Annotated in this window: 18 protein-coding genes; 4 read left to right on the top strand and 14 right to left on the bottom strand. The window is 39.2% G+C overall.

The annotated features are described in order from the left end of the window. The first annotated feature begins 65 nt into the window (after positions 1-65). Positions 66-776 (top strand): SDR family oxidoreductase, encoded by a 711-nt coding sequence (locus P3L37_RS08145; protein WP_110731988.1) that lies wholly within the window; start codon positions 66-68, stop codon positions 774-776. 51 nt (positions 777-827) lie between these two features. On the opposite strand, the gene cobB is transcribed toward P3L37_RS08145, so the two are convergent. Next, the gene (gene cobB / locus P3L37_RS08140; RefSeq protein WP_042851854.1) at positions 828-1,661 is read right to left on the bottom strand and encodes a Sir2 family NAD+-dependent deacetylase; all 834 of its coding nucleotides are present in this window, start codon (positions 1,659-1,661) and stop codon (positions 828-830) included. A gap of 420 nt (positions 1,662-2,081) precedes the next feature. On the opposite strand from cobB, the gene P3L37_RS08135 reads away from it, so the two are divergent. Then, positions 2,082-2,570 (top strand): TIGR00645 family protein, encoded by a 489-nt coding sequence (locus P3L37_RS08135; protein WP_004911769.1) that lies wholly within the window; start codon positions 2,082-2,084, stop codon positions 2,568-2,570. Between the two features lie 140 nt (positions 2,571-2,710). Further along, entirely contained in the window at positions 2,711-3,256 is a 546-nt protein-coding gene (locus P3L37_RS08130) for a class IV adenylate cyclase (RefSeq protein WP_272667358.1), read from the top strand. A gap of 67 nt (positions 3,257-3,323) precedes the next feature. Here the strand turns inward: P3L37_RS08130 and lolE are convergent, their stop codons facing one another. Genes lolE through lolC form a run of 3 tightly spaced genes read right to left on the bottom strand, consistent with a single transcriptional unit; the run spans position 3,324 to position 6,467 of the window. Then, a complete protein-coding gene (gene lolE, locus P3L37_RS08125; protein ID WP_109911607.1) occupies positions 3,324-4,571 on the bottom strand; it encodes a lipoprotein-releasing ABC transporter permease subunit LolE in 1,248 nt (415 codons plus the stop codon). Continuing rightward, positions 4,571-5,272: a lipoprotein-releasing ABC transporter ATP-binding protein LolD gene (lolD, locus tag P3L37_RS08120; protein ID WP_004911778.1), complete on the bottom strand. Its 702-nt coding sequence runs from the start codon at positions 5,270-5,272 to the stop codon at positions 4,571-4,573. Before lolD ends, lolE begins: the two co-directional genes overlap by 1 nt. After that, positions 5,265-6,467, bottom strand: coding sequence for a lipoprotein-releasing ABC transporter permease subunit LolC (lolC, locus tag P3L37_RS08115; protein ID WP_004911780.1), 1,203 nt, complete (start codon positions 6,465-6,467; stop codon positions 5,265-5,267). Before lolC ends, lolD begins: the two co-directional genes overlap by 8 nt. A gap of 276 nt (positions 6,468-6,743) precedes the next feature. On the opposite strand from lolC, the gene mfd reads away from it, so the two are divergent. Beyond that, on the top strand, positions 6,744-10,187 hold the full coding sequence (mfd, locus tag P3L37_RS08110; RefSeq protein WP_109911605.1) for a transcription-repair coupling factor: 3,444 nt from the start codon (positions 6,744-6,746) through the stop codon (positions 10,185-10,187). A 70-nt stretch (positions 10,188-10,257) separates the two neighbouring features. Here the strand turns inward: mfd and umoD are convergent, their stop codons facing one another. From umoD to P3L37_RS08060, 10 genes are all read right to left on the bottom strand, one after another. Continuing rightward, positions 10,258-10,854, bottom strand: a complete 597-nt coding sequence (gene umoD, locus P3L37_RS08105) for a UmoD family flagellar biogenesis regulator (RefSeq protein WP_004911784.1) — start codon at positions 10,852-10,854, stop codon at positions 10,258-10,260. 583 nt (positions 10,855-11,437) lie between these two features. Beyond that, a complete protein-coding gene (locus tag P3L37_RS08100) occupies positions 11,438-12,742 on the bottom strand; it encodes an NAD(P)/FAD-dependent oxidoreductase (protein ID WP_004911786.1) in 1,305 nt (434 codons plus the stop codon). A gap of 416 nt (positions 12,743-13,158) precedes the next feature. Further along, a complete protein-coding gene (locus tag P3L37_RS08095) occupies positions 13,159-14,778 on the bottom strand; it encodes a bifunctional metallophosphatase/5'-nucleotidase (protein ID WP_110731989.1) in 1,620 nt (539 codons plus the stop codon). Positions 14,779-14,814: 36 nt separating this feature from the next. Continuing rightward, on the bottom strand, positions 14,815-16,167 hold the full coding sequence (locus P3L37_RS08090) for an OprD family outer membrane porin (RefSeq protein WP_004911792.1): 1,353 nt from the start codon (positions 16,165-16,167) through the stop codon (positions 14,815-14,817). Positions 16,168-17,515: 1,348 nt separating this feature from the next. Beyond that, positions 17,516-18,535, bottom strand: coding sequence for a beta-N-acetylhexosaminidase (gene nagZ / locus P3L37_RS08085; RefSeq protein WP_004911794.1), 1,020 nt, complete (start codon positions 18,533-18,535; stop codon positions 17,516-17,518). Positions 18,536-18,599: 64 nt separating this feature from the next. Continuing rightward, positions 18,600-19,502 (bottom strand): phosphotransferase, encoded by a 903-nt coding sequence (locus tag P3L37_RS08080; RefSeq protein WP_238562682.1) that lies wholly within the window; start codon positions 19,500-19,502, stop codon positions 18,600-18,602. Then, positions 19,465-20,043: a penicillin-binding protein activator LpoB gene (gene lpoB, locus P3L37_RS08075; protein ID WP_004911798.1), complete on the bottom strand. Its 579-nt coding sequence runs from the start codon at positions 20,041-20,043 to the stop codon at positions 19,465-19,467. The genes P3L37_RS08080 and lpoB overlap by 38 nt, the downstream gene beginning before the upstream one ends. Before the next feature lie 2 nt (positions 20,044-20,045). After that, a complete protein-coding gene (locus P3L37_RS08070) occupies positions 20,046-20,438 on the bottom strand; it encodes a YcfL family protein (RefSeq protein WP_004911800.1) in 393 nt (130 codons plus the stop codon). A gap of 19 nt (positions 20,439-20,457) precedes the next feature. Next, complete coding sequence (gene hinT / locus P3L37_RS08065) at positions 20,458-20,808, bottom strand: purine nucleoside phosphoramidase (protein ID WP_004911802.1); 351 nt, start codon at positions 20,806-20,808, stop codon at positions 20,458-20,460. A 40-nt stretch (positions 20,809-20,848) separates the two neighbouring features. Then, the gene (locus P3L37_RS08060; protein WP_109911601.1) at positions 20,849-21,640 is read right to left on the bottom strand and encodes a metal-dependent hydrolase; all 792 of its coding nucleotides are present in this window, start codon (positions 21,638-21,640) and stop codon (positions 20,849-20,851) included. Positions 21,641-21,642: the final 2 nt, after the last annotated feature.

Below are 21,642 nucleotides of genomic sequence, written 5' to 3'. Positions count from 1 at the left end.
TTATTATTTTATTTATTAGCTAATTAATAAACAAAACGAAATTTTACTCGTTAACAGGAAAATTCATGTCAAAAACATGTTTAATTTATGGTGTTAGTAAAGGCTTAGGTAAAGCATTGGTCGAAGGATTTCCTGAAAAAGCAGACCATATTTATGGAGTGTCTCGCTCAAAGCCTCCTTTTGAACACATTAACTTTACGTGGATCCCTGCTGATTTAAATGATATTCATAGCGCGAATGCCATTAAGCAGATTATTCAGGATCAACCTATTCATACCTTAATTTATAATGTGGGTATTTGGGAGAAACTGGCTTTTAGTGAAGAATACCAATTTGAATCGACTGATGACATTGAGCTGCTCAATATGATTCAAACCAATATCAGTGCTTGTTTATTAAATTTAAAAGCACTATTACCCAATTTACGTTTAGCGAAAAATAGCAAGATTATATTGATCGGTTCCACATGGGGCCTAGATAACCATAATGGCAAAGAAGTCGCCTTTTCCGCCACGAAATATGCCCTCAGAGGCATAGCACAGTCATTAAGAGAAACACTGCGTGAAGATAAAATAGCAATATCAGTCATAAACTTAGGTTATCTAGCAACTGAATACCCATTAACGGTTCCTGCCGACGAAGTCATTGAAAAAAGTAATGGACAGCTAATCCCATTACAAGATGTTGTCAATGCCGTACGCTTTATCACCAGTACGAGCAATGCAACCTGCGTCAAAGAGATTACGATGCCGGCCATGATGGATACAAATGTCTAACCTATAAGAGAAAACAATACGTTTCCCCTTATATTATTATGTATTGAAAGCTTATTGCGCTGTATTTTTAACCTGTAACTCTGTAATAAGCTTATTGATATATTCAACAACGACTTTGCTGGCTAAACCATAGTGTTTCTCATCAAACTCACTTTCCACTTGGCTAGGCTCTAAATTAAGTTCGACCGTATGTGCCCCATGTAATTTAGCCTCATGAACAAAACCTGCCGCAGGGTATACATGACCAGATGTCCCAATTGAAATAAAAATAGTCGCAGATTCAAGGGATTGATAAATATAATCCATTCCAATTGGCATTTCACCAAACCAAACAATGTGGGGTCTGAGCGGCTGAGGAAACTGGCAACAATGACAGCGGTCATCGGCAGATAAATCCCCTTTCCATTCCAATACTTGATTTGACCAGTTGCAGCGAACTTTTAATAGTTCACCATGCATATGGATAACTCGCTGACTTCCCGCTCTTTCATGCAAGTTGTCTATATTTTGCGTAATTAACAAAAAGCGGTCACCAAAAAGCTCTTCAAGCTGAGCAAGTGCATAGTGAGCGGCGTTAGGCTTAATATTTTCTTGCTGTAACTGCCGACGCCGTTCATTATAAAAACGTTGTACTAATTCAGGGTTACGTTCGAAACCTTCAGGTGTTGCCACATCTTCAACGCGATGCTCTTCCCATAATCCATCCGCAGAACGGAATGTTTGGATCCCAGATTCAGCTGAAATACCCGCTCCTGTTAAAACGACAATATTGACCTTTTTCATGTTATCCAATCTATTATCTATATAAAAAGACCGATTGCGAAGTCGCTGGCGGCGTATACATTTATTCTTGCGAGCTTTTTTTAACCTATAACGAAATCGCAACATCAAAGCTTCCTTTCATCCATATAACCAATAAATTTATATCATATTAAATATTAACTGCTTTTTACCATGTCATTATGACATGAATTTAGAAATGCTGATTGTGTGAAATTATTAAAATAATCAAGCTCCAAGTACTTATTTTATTGGCAGACTAACTATTTCCTTACCATAACTGATGACATTATCTAAATGTTAACATACTAAAACGCATCATCTTGCTGAATGCAAATAAAAATATCGAAGGTATCGATTTTGTCACTTTTTATTCATAAAAATGACATCTTTATTTCATAAATACGCCATAAAACTTCCACAATGATAAAACAATAAAAAAACCTTTCTTCTTCACTCGCGCTACCGCTAAAATATGCCTCGCAGATTTTACTGTGTTATTAACTCACCACTACAAGGGATTTCATGGAAAAGTTTTTTGAAAGAGCAATGTATGCTTCACGTTGGATTTTAGCGCCTATCTATTTTGGGCTTTCACTGACACTATTGGCTTTAACCATTAAGTTCTTTCAAGAGCTATACCATATTTTGCCAAATATCCTTTCAATTCCTGAAGCAGACTTAATTTTGACGCTATTATCATTGATTGATATGGCATTAGTCGGTGGTTTATTGGTGATGGTAATGTTTTCAGGTTATGAGAACTTTGTCTCCCAAATGGATATCCCTGACAGCAGTGAAAAACTAGGCTGGCTAGGTAAAATGGACGCATCATCATTAAAAAATAAAGTCGCGGCCTCCATTGTGGCAATTTCCTCTATTCACCTATTAAAAATCTTCATGGACTTAAAAAGCGTCTCAAATGACAAACTGATGTGGTATGTCATCATCCATTTAACCTTTGTATTATCTGCATTTGTGATGGGCTATCTAGATAAAATGACCAAGAAATAAACGGTAAAATTTACACTCAAAGTGCCTAATTTAAACATCTAGGCACTTATCTATTCACTAATTTCATCTTTATCTCCCTCGTCGATTTCTGCTTTGTGTTACCATCAATAGTCTAAAAGACTAGTACCAAGGAACTCTACATGAGCCAACATTTTGTCGGTAAATATGAAGCTGAAATTAAATTTCAATTATCGGATCCCGACACCTTCTTACACAAAATAAGAGCCGATTTAGCTGAGCCATTTACGGAAAATAATACAGAGACAGATTATTTCTATGAAAACCTACATTCACCGCTGGCTGACAAGGACGTCAGTATGTGCGTACGTGAAATGGTGCCATCAGGCATAAAGTTGTGGATAGTCAAAGGCCCTGGAGCTTCTGAATGCAAAGCCATTAATATTGATGACTGCAACCATGTGCAAAACATGTTAACGACATTGGGATATCATTGCTACTTAACCACAACTAAAATAAGAAGCATTTATTTTCTGAATGATATCCACATCACAATTGATCTCTTGAGTGGGATCGGCTGGTTTGCTGAGTTTGCCATTATGACTGATGAGCAGGACTTACTGGATAGTTTATATCAAACGTTGATGGCGACCGCCAAACAGTATGGTTTTACAGAAGCGATGGTAGAAACTCGTAGTTATAAACAAATGTTTTTAACAGCACAGTGATTATATAAAGAGCCAATAAATTTTTGGATTTATACCCTAAAAATCATTGGCTCTCTAACCCTAATAACTATTGCCCACTGAGAATACGTGCAGGGTCTAACTTACTCGCTCGGCGAGCAGGATACCAACTGGCTAGTAAGCTTAATACAATGGTTGTAATTAAAACATAAACCACATCCATGACATGCAATTCAGAAGGTAAAAAGTCAATAAAATAGACATCACCCGATAAAATTGGATGACCAACAATAGCCTCTATAACCTTAATCATTGGTGTTAAATTTAAAGATATGACGACCCCAAGTACAGCACCAATCAGAGAACCAACCAGCCCACCCAACAAACCATACCATAAGAAAATAGCACGAATCTGCCTATCTTTTGCCCCTAAGGTGCGCAATACCGCGATATCACTACTTTTATCTTTAACCGCCATAACAAGAGTAGAAACAATATTAAAACACGCAACGCCAATCACCAATATCATAGCTAAGTACATGATACTTCTAACCATTTGGATATCATTGTACATATAACCATAATCACCTATCCAACTTTTTACAATAACATGATGCATAGTTTTCAAGCCTGCATCATAAACGACTTGATCGGCAATAAATGGGTCTGTGGCTTTGATTTCAAATCCCGTCACACCATCACCATAGTCGAGATATTCTTGTGCATCAGCGAGAGGAACGAGTGCTAGCTGGTGATCAAGCAAGCCACTAAGCTTAAAAATACCCGTCACTTGTACACGAATACGCTTAGGCTGCTGAATCTTTAAGCTGGCATCGGTATTTGGGATCATGATTGTCACCCAATCCCCAACTTTCACATTTAATGCATCAGCCACACCTTGGCCTAAAATAATCGATTGTTTGCCCGCTTCAAAATGCTGCCAAGCATCATTAAGAATGAATTGTGGTAATGCACTGACTTGTGGCTGAGTTTCTCGTGAAACCCCCATCACTTGGATTGCTTTTAAATTTGCACCACGCTCAAGTAACCCTGTAAAGTTAATGTAAGGGCTAACGCCTTCAACCCCTGGCGTTTTCCGGATAACTTGTTCAGCAAACTCCAAATCCTTATAGGGTGGTTTAACAGCATAAATTTGCCCATGGGGAACAACAGATAACACACGGTTATTTAATTCGCGTTCAAAGCCATTCATCGCGCTCAAACCAATAATTAATACCGCAACCCCAAGAACAATACCCAACGTTGAAACTATCGAAACTAACGAAACCATCCCTGTTCGGCGGCGACCACGGCTGAAACGCAGCGCTGTGAGTAGTGAAAGAGGCAACTTATACATTACCGCGCCCCCAAGGTAATATCCTGCTGCAAATGCCCATCACGCATTTCCAATTGGCGAGATAACCGGCGAGCCAGTGTCATATCATGGGTGACCACTAAAAATGCAGTCCGCTGTGTTCGGTTTAATTCCCCCAACAATTCAAAAATGGCATCTGCATTACGTAAATCAAGGTTACCTGTAGGCTCATCCGCTAAAACCAGTGCAGGCTCATTCACTAACGCCCTTGCAATAGCAACACGCTGGCGCTCCCCTCCTGATAATTCAGAAGGACGATGCCCCGCCCGATGCGCTAGTCCAACTGCTTCTAGCATTTCAGTGGCTTTCGAAAATGCAGTTTCTTTCGCAATACCACCAATTAATAAAGGCATCGCCACATTTTCAAGGGCGGTAAAATCCGGTAAAAGGTGATGAAATTGATAAATAAAACCTAAATCTTTATTACGAATAGCAGCTCGCTCATCTGAAGATAATTGATTAATATGCTGGCCACGAAAGATAACATTCCCTTCTGAAGGAGTATCTAACCCACCCAGTAAATGTAATAAGGTACTTTTACCCGAACCAGAACTTCCCACGATGGCCATCATTTCCCCCAGCCCCATGGAAAAACTGACATTTTTCAACACTTGCGTCGACAATGTCCCTTCCTGATATGTTTTACTTAAATTTTCACAGACCAGAAGTGGTTGTTTATTCATAACGTAACGCCTCAGCAGGTTGAACCGCTGCTGCACGCCAAGAAGGATAAAGCGTTGCCAGCAGAGAAATCAGCATTGCACTAAGTGCAATAATTAAAATACCAGAGTAATCAAGCACAATCGGTAAAGAGACACCTTTTGGTAATAAACCAATCAGCGGCATAATGACATTCAGTTGGCTAGAAAGTATCGTACCTAATATTGTGCCAATGAGTGAACCAATCACCCCCGCTCCAGCGCCTTGGATCATAAAAATCATTAAAATTCGCCAACGTTTGAGGCCAAGGGTTTTTAAAATAGCGACTTCACCTTGTTTTTCCATCACTAACAATGATAGTGAAGTAATAATGTTGAATGCCGCCACCGCAATAATTAAACTGAGCAATAAGCCCATCATATTTTTTTCCATGCGAACGGCTTGGAAAAACTCCCCTTTACGCTCTCGCCAATCTTTCCATACTAAGCCATTCGGCAACGCTTGCTGACTTAGAACATCAACCTTTAGGGGCTCATCCAAATATAAACGCCACCCAGTAATATGCCCTGTAGGATAACGTAACATGCGTGCGGCATCTTGTTGTGCTACGACAAGTTCACTTGTATCCGCTTCCCCATTTGTTTGGAAAATACCCGCCACAGTAAATAGGCGCTGGCTAGGAATGCGCCCCATTGGTGTTAGTTGACTCACCCCAGGTATAATTAAGCGAACTTCATCACCACGTTTTACCCCGAGCGTTTCTGCAAGTTTATTCCCCAGAAAAACATTATAACTGCCTTCTTTAAGGTCACTGCGTTGCCCAACAACCAGTTTATCCAATAACAGAGAAGGTTCTTCAGGTTCAATCCCCCCCATGACGCCAACGCCAACATTGGTTCGGCTTTGTAATACCACGTCAGATTGCACAATAGGTGCGATATGGCTGACACCGTTTAAATGTTGTAGACCAGTTATTGGATACTTTGCTGGGTCTATATTTCCAGAGGCAGATGTTAAAATTGCCTGCGGCATATAAGCAAGTATGCTATCTTGTAAAGATCGCTCGAACCCATTCATCACTGAAGTGACGGTTATCAATGCCGCAACCCCCAGTGTGATACCAATAGCAGATAAACTGGAAACGAAACGCCCAAATTTATCCGCAGCACGCCCACGTAAATAACGTAGGCCTATAAATAATGAGACAGATTGGTGCATGAAATCTATGATGCCCCTGTTGCCAAAGCGAAGTGTTCAGCGATAATAAAGGGTACGATTGATGAATGGAACCACTCGATGGTTTTTTTTCTGTTTTGAATGCCTTTTTGTCTGACTTTCAGACGAATTACGAGTTAAAACTGATTGTTTTGTTACGAATTTTGTAGTTTAACTATCCATTAATTAACTTAACTATTTTTCGTACAAAAATTGGCTATATTTGTGCTAACTCTTGTTTAACTGCTTACTAACCGCTGTGAGATACCGAAGATTTCTATGTTGTCAAAATTTCGTTATGAACTCCCTAGTCGTAGTGGCGATGTTCGCCATTTAGGTTGCCTTATCGGGGCGGCTGGTGCACTTGAATGTGGAGAAATAATACAACGTCATCAAGGGCCTGTTATCATCGTGACACGTGATATGCAAAATGCATTACGTTTAAGAGATGAAATTCAACAGTTTACAAAACACCCTATAGAGACACTTTCTGACTGGGAAACATTGCCATATGACAATTTCTCTCCCCATCAGGAAATTATTTCTCATCGTTTATCGACACTGTACCGCTTATCCAGTTTACAAAAAGGCGCGTTAATTCTTCCCGTCAATACACTGATGCAAAAAGTCTGTCCTGCTGACTTTTTAACCAGCCATGCCTTAGTGATGGCAAAAGGTGACAAACTTTCCCGAGATAACTTACGTAATGAACTCGATAACGCTGGTTATCGCCATGTAGAACAAGTTTTAGAACATGGTGAATATGCCACACGTGGCGCTTTACTCGATTTATTTCCTATGGGAAGTTCATTGCCATTTCGTATTGATTTCTTCGATGATGAAATTGATAGCTTGCGAACTTTTGACGTTGACTCGCAAAGAACACTCGAAGAAGTAGAACAAATTAATTTACTGCCAGCTCATGAATTTCCGACCGATAAAGACGCTATTGAACGTTTTCGCAGCCAATGGCGCGAGCGCTTTGAAGTTCGCCGTGATCCAGAACATATTTACCAGCAGGTCAGTAAGAATACCTTACCAACAGGTATAGAGTATTGGCAGCCTTTATTCTTCGCGCAGCCACTGCCATCGTTATTTGAGTATTTACCACCATCAAGTTTAATTGTTTCGCAGAGCTTACAAGAAGCGGCTGAACGCTTTCAGGTTGATACTCAGCAGCGGTATGAAAGCCGTGGTGTCGACCCAATGCGCCCATTGCTCCCACCTTCAGAGCTATGGCTAACTGTTGAACAACTGAATCAATCGTTAAAAAAATGGCCTCGTATTCAATTATCACCCGAGTCTCTGCCCAAAAAAGCGGCAAATACCAATTTAGATTACCTGCCATTACCGGATATCAGCACACAGGGGCAAAGTAAAACACCGCTCGAAAAATTGCGGCAGTTTACTGAACAGTTTGATGGAACTATCGTCTTTTCTGTGGAAAGTGAAGGCCGGCGTGAAACTGTTACCGAGCTCTTAGCACGTTTAAAAATTCGGCCTGATATTATTCAAAGCTATACTCACCCTACTGACAGCCGATTTGCCATCACGATTGGGGCCGCTGAGCATGGCTTTATTCAATCCGATATCCATAGGGCATTAATTTGCGAAAGTGATTTACTTGGGGAGCGAATTGTTCGCCGCCGAACAGATAATCGCCGCACCATTAATACAGATACCCTCATTCGCAATTTAGCTGAATTGCGCCCTGGGCAACCCGTTGTTCATATTGAACACGGTGTAGGTCGTTACCAAGGTTTGATTACCTTAGAAGCGGGTGGTATTAAAGCTGAATATTTAATTTTAACCTATGCAGGCAATGATAAACTGTATGTTCCAGTTTCTTCACTCCATTTAATTAGCCGTTATGCGGGTGGCGCTGATGAAAACGCCCCATTGCATAAATTAGGTAGTGATAGCTGGGGGCGAGCCCGTCAAAAAGCCGCAGAAAAAGTGCGCGATGTTGCGGCTGAACTTCTTGATATCTATGCACAACGTGCAGCTAAAGCGGGCTTTGCTTTCAAGCATGATAAACAACAATACCAAGAATTTTGCCAAGGCTTTCCTTTCGAAACGACACCTGACCAAGAAGTCGCTATCAATGCCGTTCTCAGCGATATGTGCCAACCCTTAGCTATGGACCGATTGGTTTGTGGCGATGTAGGCTTTGGTAAAACCGAAGTGGCAATGCGAGCCGCATTCTTGGCTATTAATAATAACAAGCAAGTTGCCGTTTTAGTGCCCACGACACTACTTGCCCAACAGCATTACGATAATTTTAAAGATAGGTTTGCTAACTGGCCTGTCCGCATCGAAATGTTATCACGCTTTAAAACAGCGAAAGAGCAACAACAAATTATTGCACAAACTGCTGAAGGTAAAGTTGATATTCTAATTGGTACCCATAAGTTACTGCAAAGTGACTTAGTATGGAAAGATCTAGGCTTACTCGTCGTCGATGAAGAGCACCGCTTTGGTGTCCGCCATAAAGAACGTATCAAAGCTATGCGTGCAGACGTTGATATCCTAACACTGACAGCCACACCGATCCCTCGTACTCTTAACATGGCCATGAGTGGCATGCGTGATTTATCGATTATCGCCACACCACCAGCTCGCCGTTTGGCTGTGAAAACCTTTGTTCGCCAATATGATGACTTAGTTGTCCGTGAAGCAATTTTACGAGAAACTTTACGTGGCGGCCAAGTTTATTACCTTTACAATGATGTTGAAAACATTGAAAAGGCAAAGGCACGCCTTGAAGAGTTAGTTCCTGAGGCACGCTTTGTTGTTGGCCATGGTCAAATGCGTGAACGTGAATTAGAGCGCGTTATGACGGATTTCCACCATCAACGTTTTAATGTATTGATATGCACTACAATTATTGAAACGGGTATTGATATACCAACAGCGAATACTATTATTATTGAGCGTGCTGACCATTTCGGGTTAGCTCAACTCCATCAACTGCGTGGCCGAGTAGGACGTTCTCACCACCAAGCTTATGCATACTTGCTCACACCACATCCAAAAGCGATGACCACTGATGCTCATAAACGCCTTGAAGCCCTTTCTTCACTGGAGGATTTAGGTGCGGGGTTTGCTCTAGCAACTCACGATTTAGAAATTCGCGGTGCAGGTGAATTACTTGGTGAAGATCAAAGTGGCCAAATGACCACGATTGGTTTTACCCTCTATATGGAACTGCTAGAAAGTGCTGTTGATGCGCTAAAAGAGGGGCGCGAGCCTTCATTGGAAGATTTAACTAGCCAACAAACCGAAGTTGAATTACGCATGCCTGTTCTGCTGCCAGACGACTATATTCACGATGTGAACATTCGCTTATCTTTCTATAAACGAATAGCCAGTGCTAAAAATAGTCAGGAGCTCGATGAATTGCGTACAGAGCTAATCGACCGCTTTGGCAGCTTACCTGACGCAGGTAAATTCCTGTTAGCTAACGCAGCTATTCGATTACAAGCGCAATCCCTTGGTATTAAACGTATTGAAGCCCATGAAAAAGGTGGTTTTATTGAATTTGGTGATAAAAATAAAGTCGATCCAAGTTTCTTAATCAGCTTATTACAAAACCAGCCACAAACTTATCGGTTAGATGGCCCTGTTCGACTAAAATTTTTCCACGATTTAACAGAACGAGCCTCTCGACTAGAATTTATTAAGCAGTTACTTATCGGATTTGAAGAACACCAAATTATCTAGGTTTAAAGCTATAAAATGATAAAAGGCTACTTTCGTGTAGCCTTTTATCTCTATAATTTTTATATAATTATTATTCCATAAAGCCAAATGTATTTTTGTTCGGTTGCAGTTCTAAGATTGTTGATGAGTTTCTGGTGATTGGCAATTCATTTTGTTGCAAACAATAAAATGGTAATAATTCTTTTATATCACTGCGCATGGTTTCACACACTGAATTAGATGATGTTAGCACTAAGCGCCCTTTGTCATCCAAAGGAATAAACATTGATGGTTCATAGGATGTTCTAACTTTCCCAATGCTTTTATCAATTTGGTAAACGACGTCATATCCAACAATAACTAATTCCATTTTTTGTGTGTTAACACAGGTTTGATTTTGCATATCAAACAGAGATGGAAAGCCTTTCCCTTGTAATGCTTCAATCATGAAAATCATTTTGCATTCGCTTTGTGCAGGATGAAACCGAGAAAGGGATTGTTGGTTAAACGTGCCTAAGACTCCTGTTACTGTACAATTTTGGTACTCAACAAGGCGATTAGCTTTGATCGGCTCGACAGATAACACTGTCGCCAATTTCGTTTCAGGTTCTTGGTTGAATAAAGTCACGAGCAATACAATAACGAATGCCACTACAGTTGCTAATAACAACTTAAATTTTAGCTTCATTGTATTAACCCTTATTAAAATATGCCGCATCTATTGTAACCACAATCTAAAATAATTCGATAATTACGTACTATTTGTATTGTTTTTTGGAATTATCTTAATTTATCATCAAAACAAGTATTTATTATAACTGTATTAGAAACCATAAGTTTCACCATTAGTGCAACTTCACATATCACCTCAATTGAATGCGTTATTTTATAATTAATAATCAATAAGATAGATGGAGTGATTTCCATGATAACTTTTCGTTATATAAATACATTTATACTTAAATTATTTTAAACTTAAGGTAAGCTAAATTATATTGACTCAATATATATTAATTTGTAGTTTTTAATTTCATTTAAATAGAATATATAAGTAATAGTGGCAATATAATCGATATTCAATCTCTTAAATTTGATCTAAATAGTTTTTCCAAGTAATATTTAACATAAATAAACCTTGACAGATTCAGTTAATATACTTTATTAGCATACCTATTTATCATTATAAAATACAAAAAAACATGCACCTGTTATATAAATACACAGGTGCATGGCGATCATCAAACCAAATTAAACCAGTAACTACTCGTAGATTAATGCAGTTTTAACTTTGGTCGAATAATTCTGTTAATACTGCCAACAAGCATCATTAGCCCTGTCTTAATGTAACCATGTAATGCAATTTGGTGCATACGATATAAAGAAATGTATACAAAACGCGCAATTCGCCCTTCTACCATCATATCCCCACGCATTAAATTCCCCATTAAGCTACCAACTGTACTAAATCGAGATAGTGAAACTAATGAGCCATGGTCTTTATATACATACTCTTTTAAAGGTTTGCCTTTCATTAAAGCAACAATATTGTCATAACAAAGGCTGGCCATTTGGTGGGCTGACTGTGCTCTTGGTGGAACAAAGCCCCCTTCTGGCTTAGCACAAGATGCGCAATCGCCAATAGCAAAAATCATATCATCACGAGACGTTTGCAATGTCGGCTTTACTACCAATTGGTTAATACGGTTTGTTTCTAATCCAGCGATATCTTTCATGAAATCAGGTGCTTTAATCCCTGCTGCCCAAACCATTAGGTCTGCATGAATTTTACCATCTTCTTTCGTATTCAAACCATCTGCATCAGCACTGGTTACCATAGTTTTCGTCAATACATTTACACCTAGCTTATTAAGTTCTTGGTGTGCGGCACTTGAAATTCGCGGAGGTAAAGCGGGTAGGATACGCTCGCCTGCTTCAACTAATGTGACATTCAGTGCATCTGTGTCTAACCCTTTAAAACCATAGCTGGTTAATTGCTCAACCGCATTATAGAGTTCAGCAGATAACTCAACCCCCGTAGCTCCCCCCCCAACAATGGCAATATTAACGCTCTCTTCTGCGTTATCGCGTACTGAATAACGTAAAAATAGATTTAACATTTCATCGTGAAAACGGTGCGCTTGGTGTGGGTTATCTAGGAAAATACAATGTTCTTTAACACCCGGTGTACCAAAATCATTCGAAGTACTGCCTAATGCCATGACTAAAATATCGTACTCAAGCTCACGCAAAGGAACTAATAATTCACCATGCTTATCATAAAGTTCACCGAGAACGACTGTTTTATTTTCACGGTCAATATTCGTTAGTGAACCCAGTTGGAAATTGAACGCATTATGGCGAGCATGAGCCAGATAGCTTATCGCATCGACGCCATCATCTAAAGAACCTGTCGCAACTTCATGCAATAGCGGTTTCCATAAATGACTCGGGTTGCGGTCAACCAACGTAATTTGTGCACGTTTCTTACGGCCCAACTTACGGCCTAAACGTGTTGCCAGTTCTAATCCACCAGCACCGCCGCCTACAACGATGATTTTGGGTTGAGATAAGGTCATAAATCCCTCGAAACAAAATATATTAATGTTATTTAAGGCTTCTCATCTAGAAAAGCCTTATATAACAATAATTAGCCACAGCTCCTTCCATACCAACTAGAATATCATGAGTGGTCTATTGGTAATACCAAATATTGATTCACATCAATTTAGTTGATTATTATGACTACGATCACATTCGTCAAATCATTTTTTCCACCAAATGAATCGAGTCAGCTTTTTGGTATTTATATCAATCAATTGTTTAATTCCACAGATAGAATGGTGATAATGAGAATCATTATTCTATCATTTTTTATTTGTTGCGCATAATCAATTACCCTCTTCTCATTTTCAACATACCTCTAAATAAAGCACAAAAAAAACTCCAAGGATGATAAACACCCTCAGAGTTTTTCATGAAATATTAAATTTTATTATTTAATTTTCTTGATACGCACATCAGTTGGAACTGAAACTGGCGAGTTATCTTTAAAGTATTGCATTAATGCTTCGTTGTCTGGAAGGCTATAAACACGGTCTTTACCTTGATTAAAGGCAGAGAAACGGCTACCACCAGTTGCTAAGAATTCATTTGCAGCAACACGATAGCTTTTATTCATGTCTAACGGCTTACCGTTTAATTTCATTGATTTTTGAATAACTTTGTCACCCACTGGGCGGCTGTCATCCCACTCGTAGTAAAAACCTTTAGAAACAGGCATAACTTGCGGACGAGCACGATCCCATTGTTGCTCAAGTGCTTGCTTGATTTGAGCACCTGTCAGTGACTGTGTGACAACCACATTAGAGAACGGTTGCACCGTGAAAATGTCACCATAAGTCAATTCCCCTGCTTTCATGTCAGCGCGAATACCGCCACTGTTCATAAATGCAATTTGTGCACCGCCCGCTTCTTTACTGGAGGCTGCATATAATTGACCATCTGCAATAATCTTACCTAAGGTAGAATCCCCTGCTGGCAATAATTTTTTATCCACATTAGCCGTCAAAGACCCCATCACTTGCTGTGAAATAGGTAAGGCAATTTTTTCGTATTTTTGTACGAAGGTGGTTAACTCAGGGTTTTTCTCATAACGGCTGGTTTCAACGGGGATATTTTTTGCATTGATGCTAACAATATCTTTCGTATTTCTATCAATCTCAATATTTAATTGAGACAATAAAGTCCCATTAGATTGAGCAGAAATTACTGTCATTCCATTGATTTCACAATTATATGCTTGGTGCGTATGGCCACTAACAACAAAGTCTACATTAGTATCTAACTGTTTAACGATATCAACAATTGGGCCTTTGATATTATCACAACGGTTAATATCTTTAACTTTAGTGTCAACTTGTTGTGTTGCGCCTTCATGGATCAAAACACCGATACTATTAATACCCTGTGCTTTTAATAACTTAACTTGGTTATTGATAGTTTCAACTTCATTTTTGAATTCTAACCCTGCCGTTCCACTTGGCGTTACGATAGCAGGTGTACCTTCTAACGTTAAACCAATAAATGCCATTGGAATGCCATCAAACTCTTTAATAAAGTAAGATGGGAACAGAGTTTCACCTGTTTCTTTAACAATAACGTTAGCTGCTAAGTAGTTAAAATCAGCACCCGCAAAGGAATCTTTACCCACGCAACCTGCGGTTGGGTGACAGCCACCGTTTTGTTTTCTCAGCAGCTCTTCTTTACCTTTATCAAACTCATGGTTACCAACTGCGCTGGTTTCCATACCAATCGCGCTTAGCGCTTCAATTGTGGGTTCGTCATAGAACATTGATGACAGTAATGGGCTAGCCCCTACTAAGTCACCAGCGCCAACCACGATAGTTTTATCGTTTTGTGCTCTTAATTGATTAACCAGTGTTGCAATTGACTCAATTCCGCCTAATTTACCATCACCCGGAGCTTGTAAAGCACCATGGAAATCATTAATACCTATGACTTGTACTTTTACAGTATCTGTATTTTTGGGAGCACAACCCGCCAAGAGTGCACCAGAGATAAGCAGTGTGAGTAATCCAATTTTATGTTTCATTTATCCTACCTTTTTTTAATCTTTTTCAATTATCGACTACATTTTAAAACGGTAAGTCGTTGTCATTGATCCAGATAACGAATGTGCACGACGTGAGTGCCCATCATATAATTTTGGCGTTGTGTAGTCGTTTTCTTGCTGGTGGTGCCAACCCAAACCACCACTTAATGACACGGATAGATTCTCAGTTGGTTTCCAATAGCTAAACAGACCAAATTGGCCTTGCTTTAATCTTTCACCTTCATATTTAAATTCTGAATAGTTGGTACGGGCACCAACAGACAGTTCTTTGCTGATACGATATTCAGCCGCCATTGCAATCATGGTTTCGCCATCACGTACGTAGTCGATATCTGCATAAGCTGGAGAGTTAAAACGGCCACGCGTGTTACCAATTGGGTTACGCGCAAATTGTCCGACACCGTTCGCTTTTTTCGCTTGGGTGTAAGTTAAGCCTGTGCTTAGCGTCCAAGGCGATTCAGGGATACGCCATTCTGCCGTTCCTGCATAGTGCCAAGCACGCTTGTCAAAATTACGCTTACCTTTTTGTTTATCGGTCTCAGTACGCTTACCGTCACTACCATATTCATGGTTATAGATCTGCGTACCTAAAGTGACATCTGAAGTTAGTTTATATTTCGCTTCTAAACCTTGCTGACGGAATAAATCATCGGCTTGACCATAGAAATAGTAAACTTTCAATGGTTTAGTATTGTAGTTAATTCCACCCGTGATGACATGATTAACATTGTGTCGAACGCCGTTAGCATCAGTAAAATACATGGCATCAATATTTGGGCTATCACGACGCATAACTTTTTTATCGAGATATAATAAATCCAAACTCCAATCACTGATCGCAGTATTCGTGTAGTAACCGCTATAGCTGTTCAATGATAAACGCTGTGAATTCGTGAAAATACCCGTATTTTTCAGTGTAAACCAACCTGCTTTGGCATTAAATTTCACTGGCTCAAGGTCTAGTTTTACTTTTGCATAACGTTGACCAATTTTGTTGTACCCTTTCGCATGGCCATCATCATTATATAAAATTGCACGGGAGGCGAAGTCTTTACTTGCGCCTAACTTGATACCACCATAGTAGGAAGCGTCAAAACCAATGATGTCAGCGAAATAACCTGATTTGAAATCCGCTTGAAAGTTTTGACCCCAAGCATTCGCTACTTGTTTTCTATAACGGTTTTCGTCTTTATCAAAACGGTTTTCTGTTTTTAAGTATTTCCACATGTTACGGGTTGACAGCTCTAGCTCCGAATCCGCAATGAATGAATTTTCCTTGATAGAATCTTCCCAGTTACTGGCATTTGCCATTGCTACAGCTAAATAGCAAGGAGAAAGCATTAATAACGCAATATTTTTAACTTTCATTGGAATTAACCTAGTTAATGATTATTTGAATTAATTTTATGCTGTACCATGTTTCCATGAACAACAAAACACCATTTTTATTTTTAGCTTAATAAAATAATTTCACTTAAAGACAAACAGATACATCCATTTCAAACACATAAGTCATTTTTAAAAAAATTTAATACAGTATTCGTCTGCATTTGTGTTTACTTATTTCTATGAATAGAGGTATCCCTTATAGGGATTACATAAATATATTATTTAATCGATAATGACACACTACTCACATTACGCGTTTATTTAACTTAAAATTCAAGCAATGACGCTACACTTACCCATTAAAAAATAATTACCACTCTATTCCTTATCTATTTTTTATGACAAAAGATGCCCCTGAGAAATAATCACCTCAAATCAATTTAAATATTTAACTTAAAATACAACTTCTAAATTGCTGTTTTTTTTAATTGATTACTTATCACTCTAAATTGTCATAAATCTTTCATAATACGAATGCTATCGTAATTTTATGTCAATTAAAACGATCGCTGTCACAACACGTTACATCGGTTGCATTAAACTACCCATTAATAGTGATATTGGTCACGTTTTATCTTAAGGGGTTCTTAATGTATAAATCTTTCATTTGGATAGGATTTAATAAATAATTCATTTATATCTGGTTAAAACACAGATTTAAATGGATATTTGTAATCAGCTTGATACATATAAAGACTTATGAATAAAATATAACCTAATAAAATTTCACATATAAATGCATATTGCTGATAGGTGTATAACCAATCTATGAATGTTTTATTTAATTCCTCATAGAAGAAAGCATTATTCCCTAGCGTTCAATTTCAATTAAGTAACATTTGAGTAAATGATAAGCATGACTTAGTGATTCCCTCCCCCTTTTAACTCATCTTATGTTTCATTTATTTAAAATTATCTTAACTTTTGAAGATAATCGATTTCATGATTAAAAGTATCATAATCATATTTAATAATTCCAACTAAATGAAAAAACAGACCATAATCCAAATTTCCAGTTATTTATTTTAAGTAAACTCAAAATACAATTAACAATAAATATAATTATTAATATTTTCATTTTTTTATTTCAATAAAAAATCATCTAATTATTTTTAATAGTGAAATAAGTATTGATTCATTTTATCTAAAGCAATTTCAAATAACATTGAGATTAACTGTGCAATTATTAATGAAGTTACGGGTAACTTTTACTGTGGGCAATAATTTTATTATTTTATTTATGCATAATCATGGGCTTTATGATGTGTATTGATACAAAAAAGGGCCAGTAAATAAAATACTGGCCCTTTAGATATCATTGAAATTATTAGCGATGTTCTTGCCAACGTGAATGCAAGTCAACCAGTTGACGATGACTTTCTTTCCAACGCCCAACGGCTTGTAATTCTGTTAAGCTATATTGTCGACCACTATGATATAGCTTAGAAGCTTGGCTATCATGTTGTTTTGGTAAATTATCTAAAACACTGACAGCACCTTCACGATTATTACAGACTAAAATCATGTCACACCCAGCATTCAATGAAGCCTGTGCTCTCTCGGGATAACTTCCCATAACCGCCGCACCTTCCATCGATAAATCATCAGAGAAGATAACCCCCTGAAACCCAAGTTGTTCTCTCAATACTGATTTTAACCAAAATGGCGATCCACTCGCCGGACGGTCATCAGCTTGAGTATAAATAACATGGGCAGGCATAACCGCATCGAGTAGCTCTCGTTGAATAAAATCTTTAAATATCAACATATCTTTACCACGGATCTTCTCTAAAGTGCGGTCATCGCGTGGTGTTTCTTTGTGTGAGTCAGCTTTCACAGCGCCATGACCAGGAAAGTGTTTTCCTGTTGTTTTCATTCCCGCACTGCGCATGCCTTTAATAAAACGCTCCGCCATAACCATGGCAATTTCAGGATCTTCGTGGAATGAGCGTTCGCCTATCGCAATACTTTGATGGCCAAGGTCCAGAACAGGTGCGAAACTAATATCAATATCCATGGCTATCATCTCTGATGCCATTAACCAGCCCGCCTCTTCAGCAAGCTTGGCGCCATCCATTTCACTATTGAGCGCGGCAAATGCCTGAGCAGAAGGCAATGCGGTGAAACCATCACGAAAACGCTGTACTCGACCACCTTCTTGGTCAACGGCTATCAATAACCGGTGTCTTGATGCGTCACGAATTTGGCGAACAAGCTCTCGTAATTGCGCTGCATCATGAAAGTTACGGGTAAATAATATTAAGCCGCCCACGGATGGGTGTGCTAATATTTCGCGCTCTTCATTGTCCAATTCATAACCCTGAACATCTAGCATTATAGGACCCATAACATGCCTCACTTATTAAACAAATTATCTCAATTCGATACTGTTTTCTGATAGCTTTCAGCCATCAACCTAATAAACCAAAATATTGTCTTAATGACTGTGAGTGTAACAAAAAGTCAGATGACTGGCTTTCATTCCACTGCACTTCATACCACATTAATGTCATATATTTTACCCAAGGTGCCCATGATTGACAGCTTTTCGCCAATTGCTGTTTGTCACGATAAGCACCGTGAATATCACAATATTGCGTTAAGAAAAAATCTCGCTGAATGTCAGTCAGACCATTAAATTGAAAATAGGTTTCTAAAGAAAAAGCGATATCTGTATTGGCTGCATATTCCCAATCCAATAGCATTAACTGCCCTGTTGATGTACGAACAATATTTTTTGCATGAATATCCATATGGGCAGGAGCCAGTTTCAGCGTTTTGGGAAATGCATCAGAGGTAAAATGACGATGTAATTTTTTCCAGCGAGGCGAAAACCTTTTTTTATCAATTAAATAGCCATAATGTGATATTTCATCGCGTAGTTGTAAATGATACCCCAGCAGTGGAGCGCGATGTAATTGTGTGACTATATTTGCAAGCTCGCACTGAAAACTAGGTAACAGAAAAGTATTATTATCAGGGTGTTGTCCTTCACACCACCCTAATAATAACCATTGCGCATTTCGGCCAATCACTTTAGGTGTAAATGAATAAGCGCGTAATTGCTGCAATATCCGCGCTTCTTTCTTTCGGTCAACATACAAAGCAGTTTGTACATTTCCATCAGCGCGCGCGATAAGCTTTATTTCACTACCAGATAAGGAACATTGCAACAAAAAGCTTCCACCTGATAGCCCTGTTAGCGAAGATATTTTCCAATCATGGACAGAGATTGTTGGAAAACACAACGCTAACAGCCGAAAAAGCGACTGCGGGTTACTCAATATTGTGCTTTCCAGTCCAAATAATTTCACCTGTTTGCACTTCCATCAATTGCATTTCAAGGCTTCTTTCTTTGTTGGAGCCTGACATCACGCTGTAGATCACATACTCTGCTTGAACATAGCGGCCTAACCCTATCGCTTTGCTACGGGTTACTAAGCTGTCTTCTTGTGATAAACCGAGTGTTTTACGTGCAGAACTCACCACACTGGCAGGAACAACTTTAAAGCGATTCGTATTTTCAACCGCGGTTGTCATAACTGATGTCACAGCCTGCACAGGCAGTGAGCCATTCGTATTATTTTTCACTGAGTCAACTAACAATACTTTGCCACTTTCTACCCCATCCGCACTCACCATTTGATTAACTAAAGGCGTAATGGAAGCTGACCAATCTATAGTTTGTTGTTTTGGTGGAGTTGGCACAACATCAACGGGTGGCGGAGTCACTTCCGGTTGTTTTTCAGGCTCGACGGGCACTATCGGGGGTTGTGTACCTGGTTGTTGAGGTGGATATGAAGGGCAGCCAGCCAAAATTAATGTCGCGGCAGCAACCATTAAAATGCGTTTCATTATTATTCTCCGGCCTTTGGCGATAAAAATACATGAACACGTACATTTGTTGCACGTGGAGAGGAAGTCACGGCACGAACTTTCGCAACAGAATTCGCCGCAATTTGCTGATGCATAATATTTGAAGTGTCTACTTTTAACCCTTGCTTATCATACCAATATAAACGATAAGCAATATTGACCACTTCAGATTGCGAATTACTCATATTGATCGTGGCGATAGTTTGGTGATTTTCATTACCTATCACTGGGTTTTCGACAATGACCCCTTGTGCAAGTACTGCTGGCTCCATAATGATGCGCTGTTGCTCATTAAAAACCAGTCCTTGTGTCTTTTTAAATACGCAACCACTTAGCAACACGGTTACCAAAGCAAGTAATGCAATACGGTTCATCGTCGACCCCTATACCTTATTATTTCGCCAATAGAGGGCCTAATGGGCGACCACCCACTAGATGCATGTGGATATGAAACACTTCTTGGCCTGAATGTTCATTACAGTTCATGATTAAACGGTAACCATTCTCTGCAATACCTTCTTCTTTGGCAATTTTAGCCGCTACAGTAAACAAACGGCCTAACGCTAGTTCGTCATCCGCAGTAACATCATTTACAGTCGGAATTAATTTATTAGGGATGATAAGAATATGTGATGGTGCTTGTGGTGAAATGTCACGAAATGCCGTGACAAGTTCGTCTTGGTAAACCACATCTGCCGGGATCTCGCGACGGATAATTTTACTGAAAATCGTTTCTTCTGCCATTTCAATTTCCTTAGTCATTTAATCGTTCTTGTGAACTAATTTATACGTTATTTGTACCAACATTTAAATGAAACAAACGATTGAAGTTTTGCGTCGTAATTTCAGCAAGCTGCTCAACACTAACGCCCTTCAGCACGGCCATGTACTCAATAACATCCCGAACGTACGCAGGTTGGTTTTCCCTACCACGATGAGGAACTGGTGCCAAGTATGGCGAGTCGGTTTCGACTAAAATGCGATCTAAAGGAACAACTCGGGCGGCTTCTCTAATTTGTTCCGCATTGCGAAATGTGACGATCCCTGAAAATGAGATATACATGCCCAAATCGAGTAGTTCCACTGCCGTATCTTTATCTTCAGTAAAGCAGTGTAATACCCCGCCACAATCCATCACGTTTTCTTCGCGTAAAATAGATAACGTATCTTCTCGTGCCGCACGAGTATGTACAATAACCGGTTTATTCACTTCACGACCGATACGAATGTGCTGACGAAAAGACTCTTGTTGTAGTGCAGCATTTTCTTGCTGGTAATAGTAATCCAGCCCAGTTTCTCCTAGCGCAACGACTTCGTTTCCTGCCGCTAATTGTGCTAGTCGTGCAAAATCATATCCCTCGTCTAAATTAAGGGGATGAATACCACATGAAAAAGCGATATTGTCACGCAGGCCAATCATTTTCTTCATGCTTTCAAAACCGTGCAACGTCGTTGCAACCGCTAACATGAAGCGAACATCACGAGCCGAGGCCTTTGCGATAACATCATCGACATTCGTGTGTAACTTTTCATAATCTAAACAGTCGAGATGACAGTGTGAATCAACAACAAACATAT

The organism is Providencia sp. PROV114, assembly GCF_032704305.1.
Classification (GTDB): Bacteria; Pseudomonadota; Gammaproteobacteria; order Enterobacterales; family Enterobacteriaceae; genus Providencia; species Providencia rettgeri.
The sequence above is the reverse complement of the archived record's forward strand: the minus strand, read 5'-3'. Positions and strand labels throughout refer to the sequence as shown.

Excerpts from the sequence above, each read along its gene's own strand:
- lpoB (WP_004911798.1), bottom strand. The coding sequence starts at position 20,043 with ATGAAACGCATTTTAATGGTTGCTGCCGCGACATTAATTTTGGCTGGC.
- P3L37_RS08100 (WP_004911786.1), bottom strand. The coding sequence starts at position 12,742 with ATGACCTTATCTCAACCCAAAATCATCGTTGTAGGCGGCGGTGCTGGT.
- P3L37_RS08060 (WP_109911601.1), bottom strand. The coding sequence starts at position 21,640 with ATGTTTGTTGTTGATTCACACTGTCATCTCGACTGTTTAGATTATGAA.
- P3L37_RS08145 (WP_110731988.1), top strand. The coding sequence starts at position 66 with ATGTCAAAAACATGTTTAATTTATGGTGTTAGTAAAGGCTTAGGTAAA.
- lolC (WP_004911780.1), bottom strand. The coding sequence starts at position 6,467 with ATGCACCAATCTGTCTCATTATTTATAGGCCTACGTTATTTACGTGGG.
- P3L37_RS08095 (WP_110731989.1), bottom strand. The coding sequence starts at position 14,778 with ATGAAACATAAAATTGGATTACTCACACTGCTTATCTCTGGTGCACTC.
- lolE (WP_109911607.1), bottom strand. The coding sequence starts at position 4,571 with ATGTATAAGTTGCCTCTTTCACTACTCACAGCGCTGCGTTTCAGCCGT.
- P3L37_RS08135 (WP_004911769.1), top strand. The coding sequence starts at position 2,082 with ATGGAAAAGTTTTTTGAAAGAGCAATGTATGCTTCACGTTGGATTTTA.
- P3L37_RS08130 (WP_272667358.1), top strand. The coding sequence starts at position 2,711 with ATGAGCCAACATTTTGTCGGTAAATATGAAGCTGAAATTAAATTTCAA.
- nagZ (WP_004911794.1), bottom strand. The coding sequence starts at position 18,535 with ATGGGTCCTATAATGCTAGATGTTCAGGGTTATGAATTGGACAATGAA.
- mfd (WP_109911605.1), top strand. The coding sequence starts at position 6,744 with ATGTTGTCAAAATTTCGTTATGAACTCCCTAGTCGTAGTGGCGATGTT.
- umoD (WP_004911784.1), bottom strand. The coding sequence starts at position 10,854 with ATGAAGCTAAAATTTAAGTTGTTATTAGCAACTGTAGTGGCATTCGTT.
- lolD (WP_004911778.1), bottom strand. The coding sequence starts at position 5,272 with ATGAATAAACAACCACTTCTGGTCTGTGAAAATTTAAGTAAAACATAT.
- P3L37_RS08070 (WP_004911800.1), bottom strand. The coding sequence starts at position 20,438 with ATGAACCGTATTGCATTACTTGCTTTGGTAACCGTGTTGCTAAGTGGT.
- P3L37_RS08090 (WP_004911792.1), bottom strand. The coding sequence starts at position 16,167 with ATGAAAGTTAAAAATATTGCGTTATTAATGCTTTCTCCTTGCTATTTA.
- hinT (WP_004911802.1), bottom strand. The coding sequence starts at position 20,808 with ATGGCAGAAGAAACGATTTTCAGTAAAATTATCCGTCGCGAGATCCCG.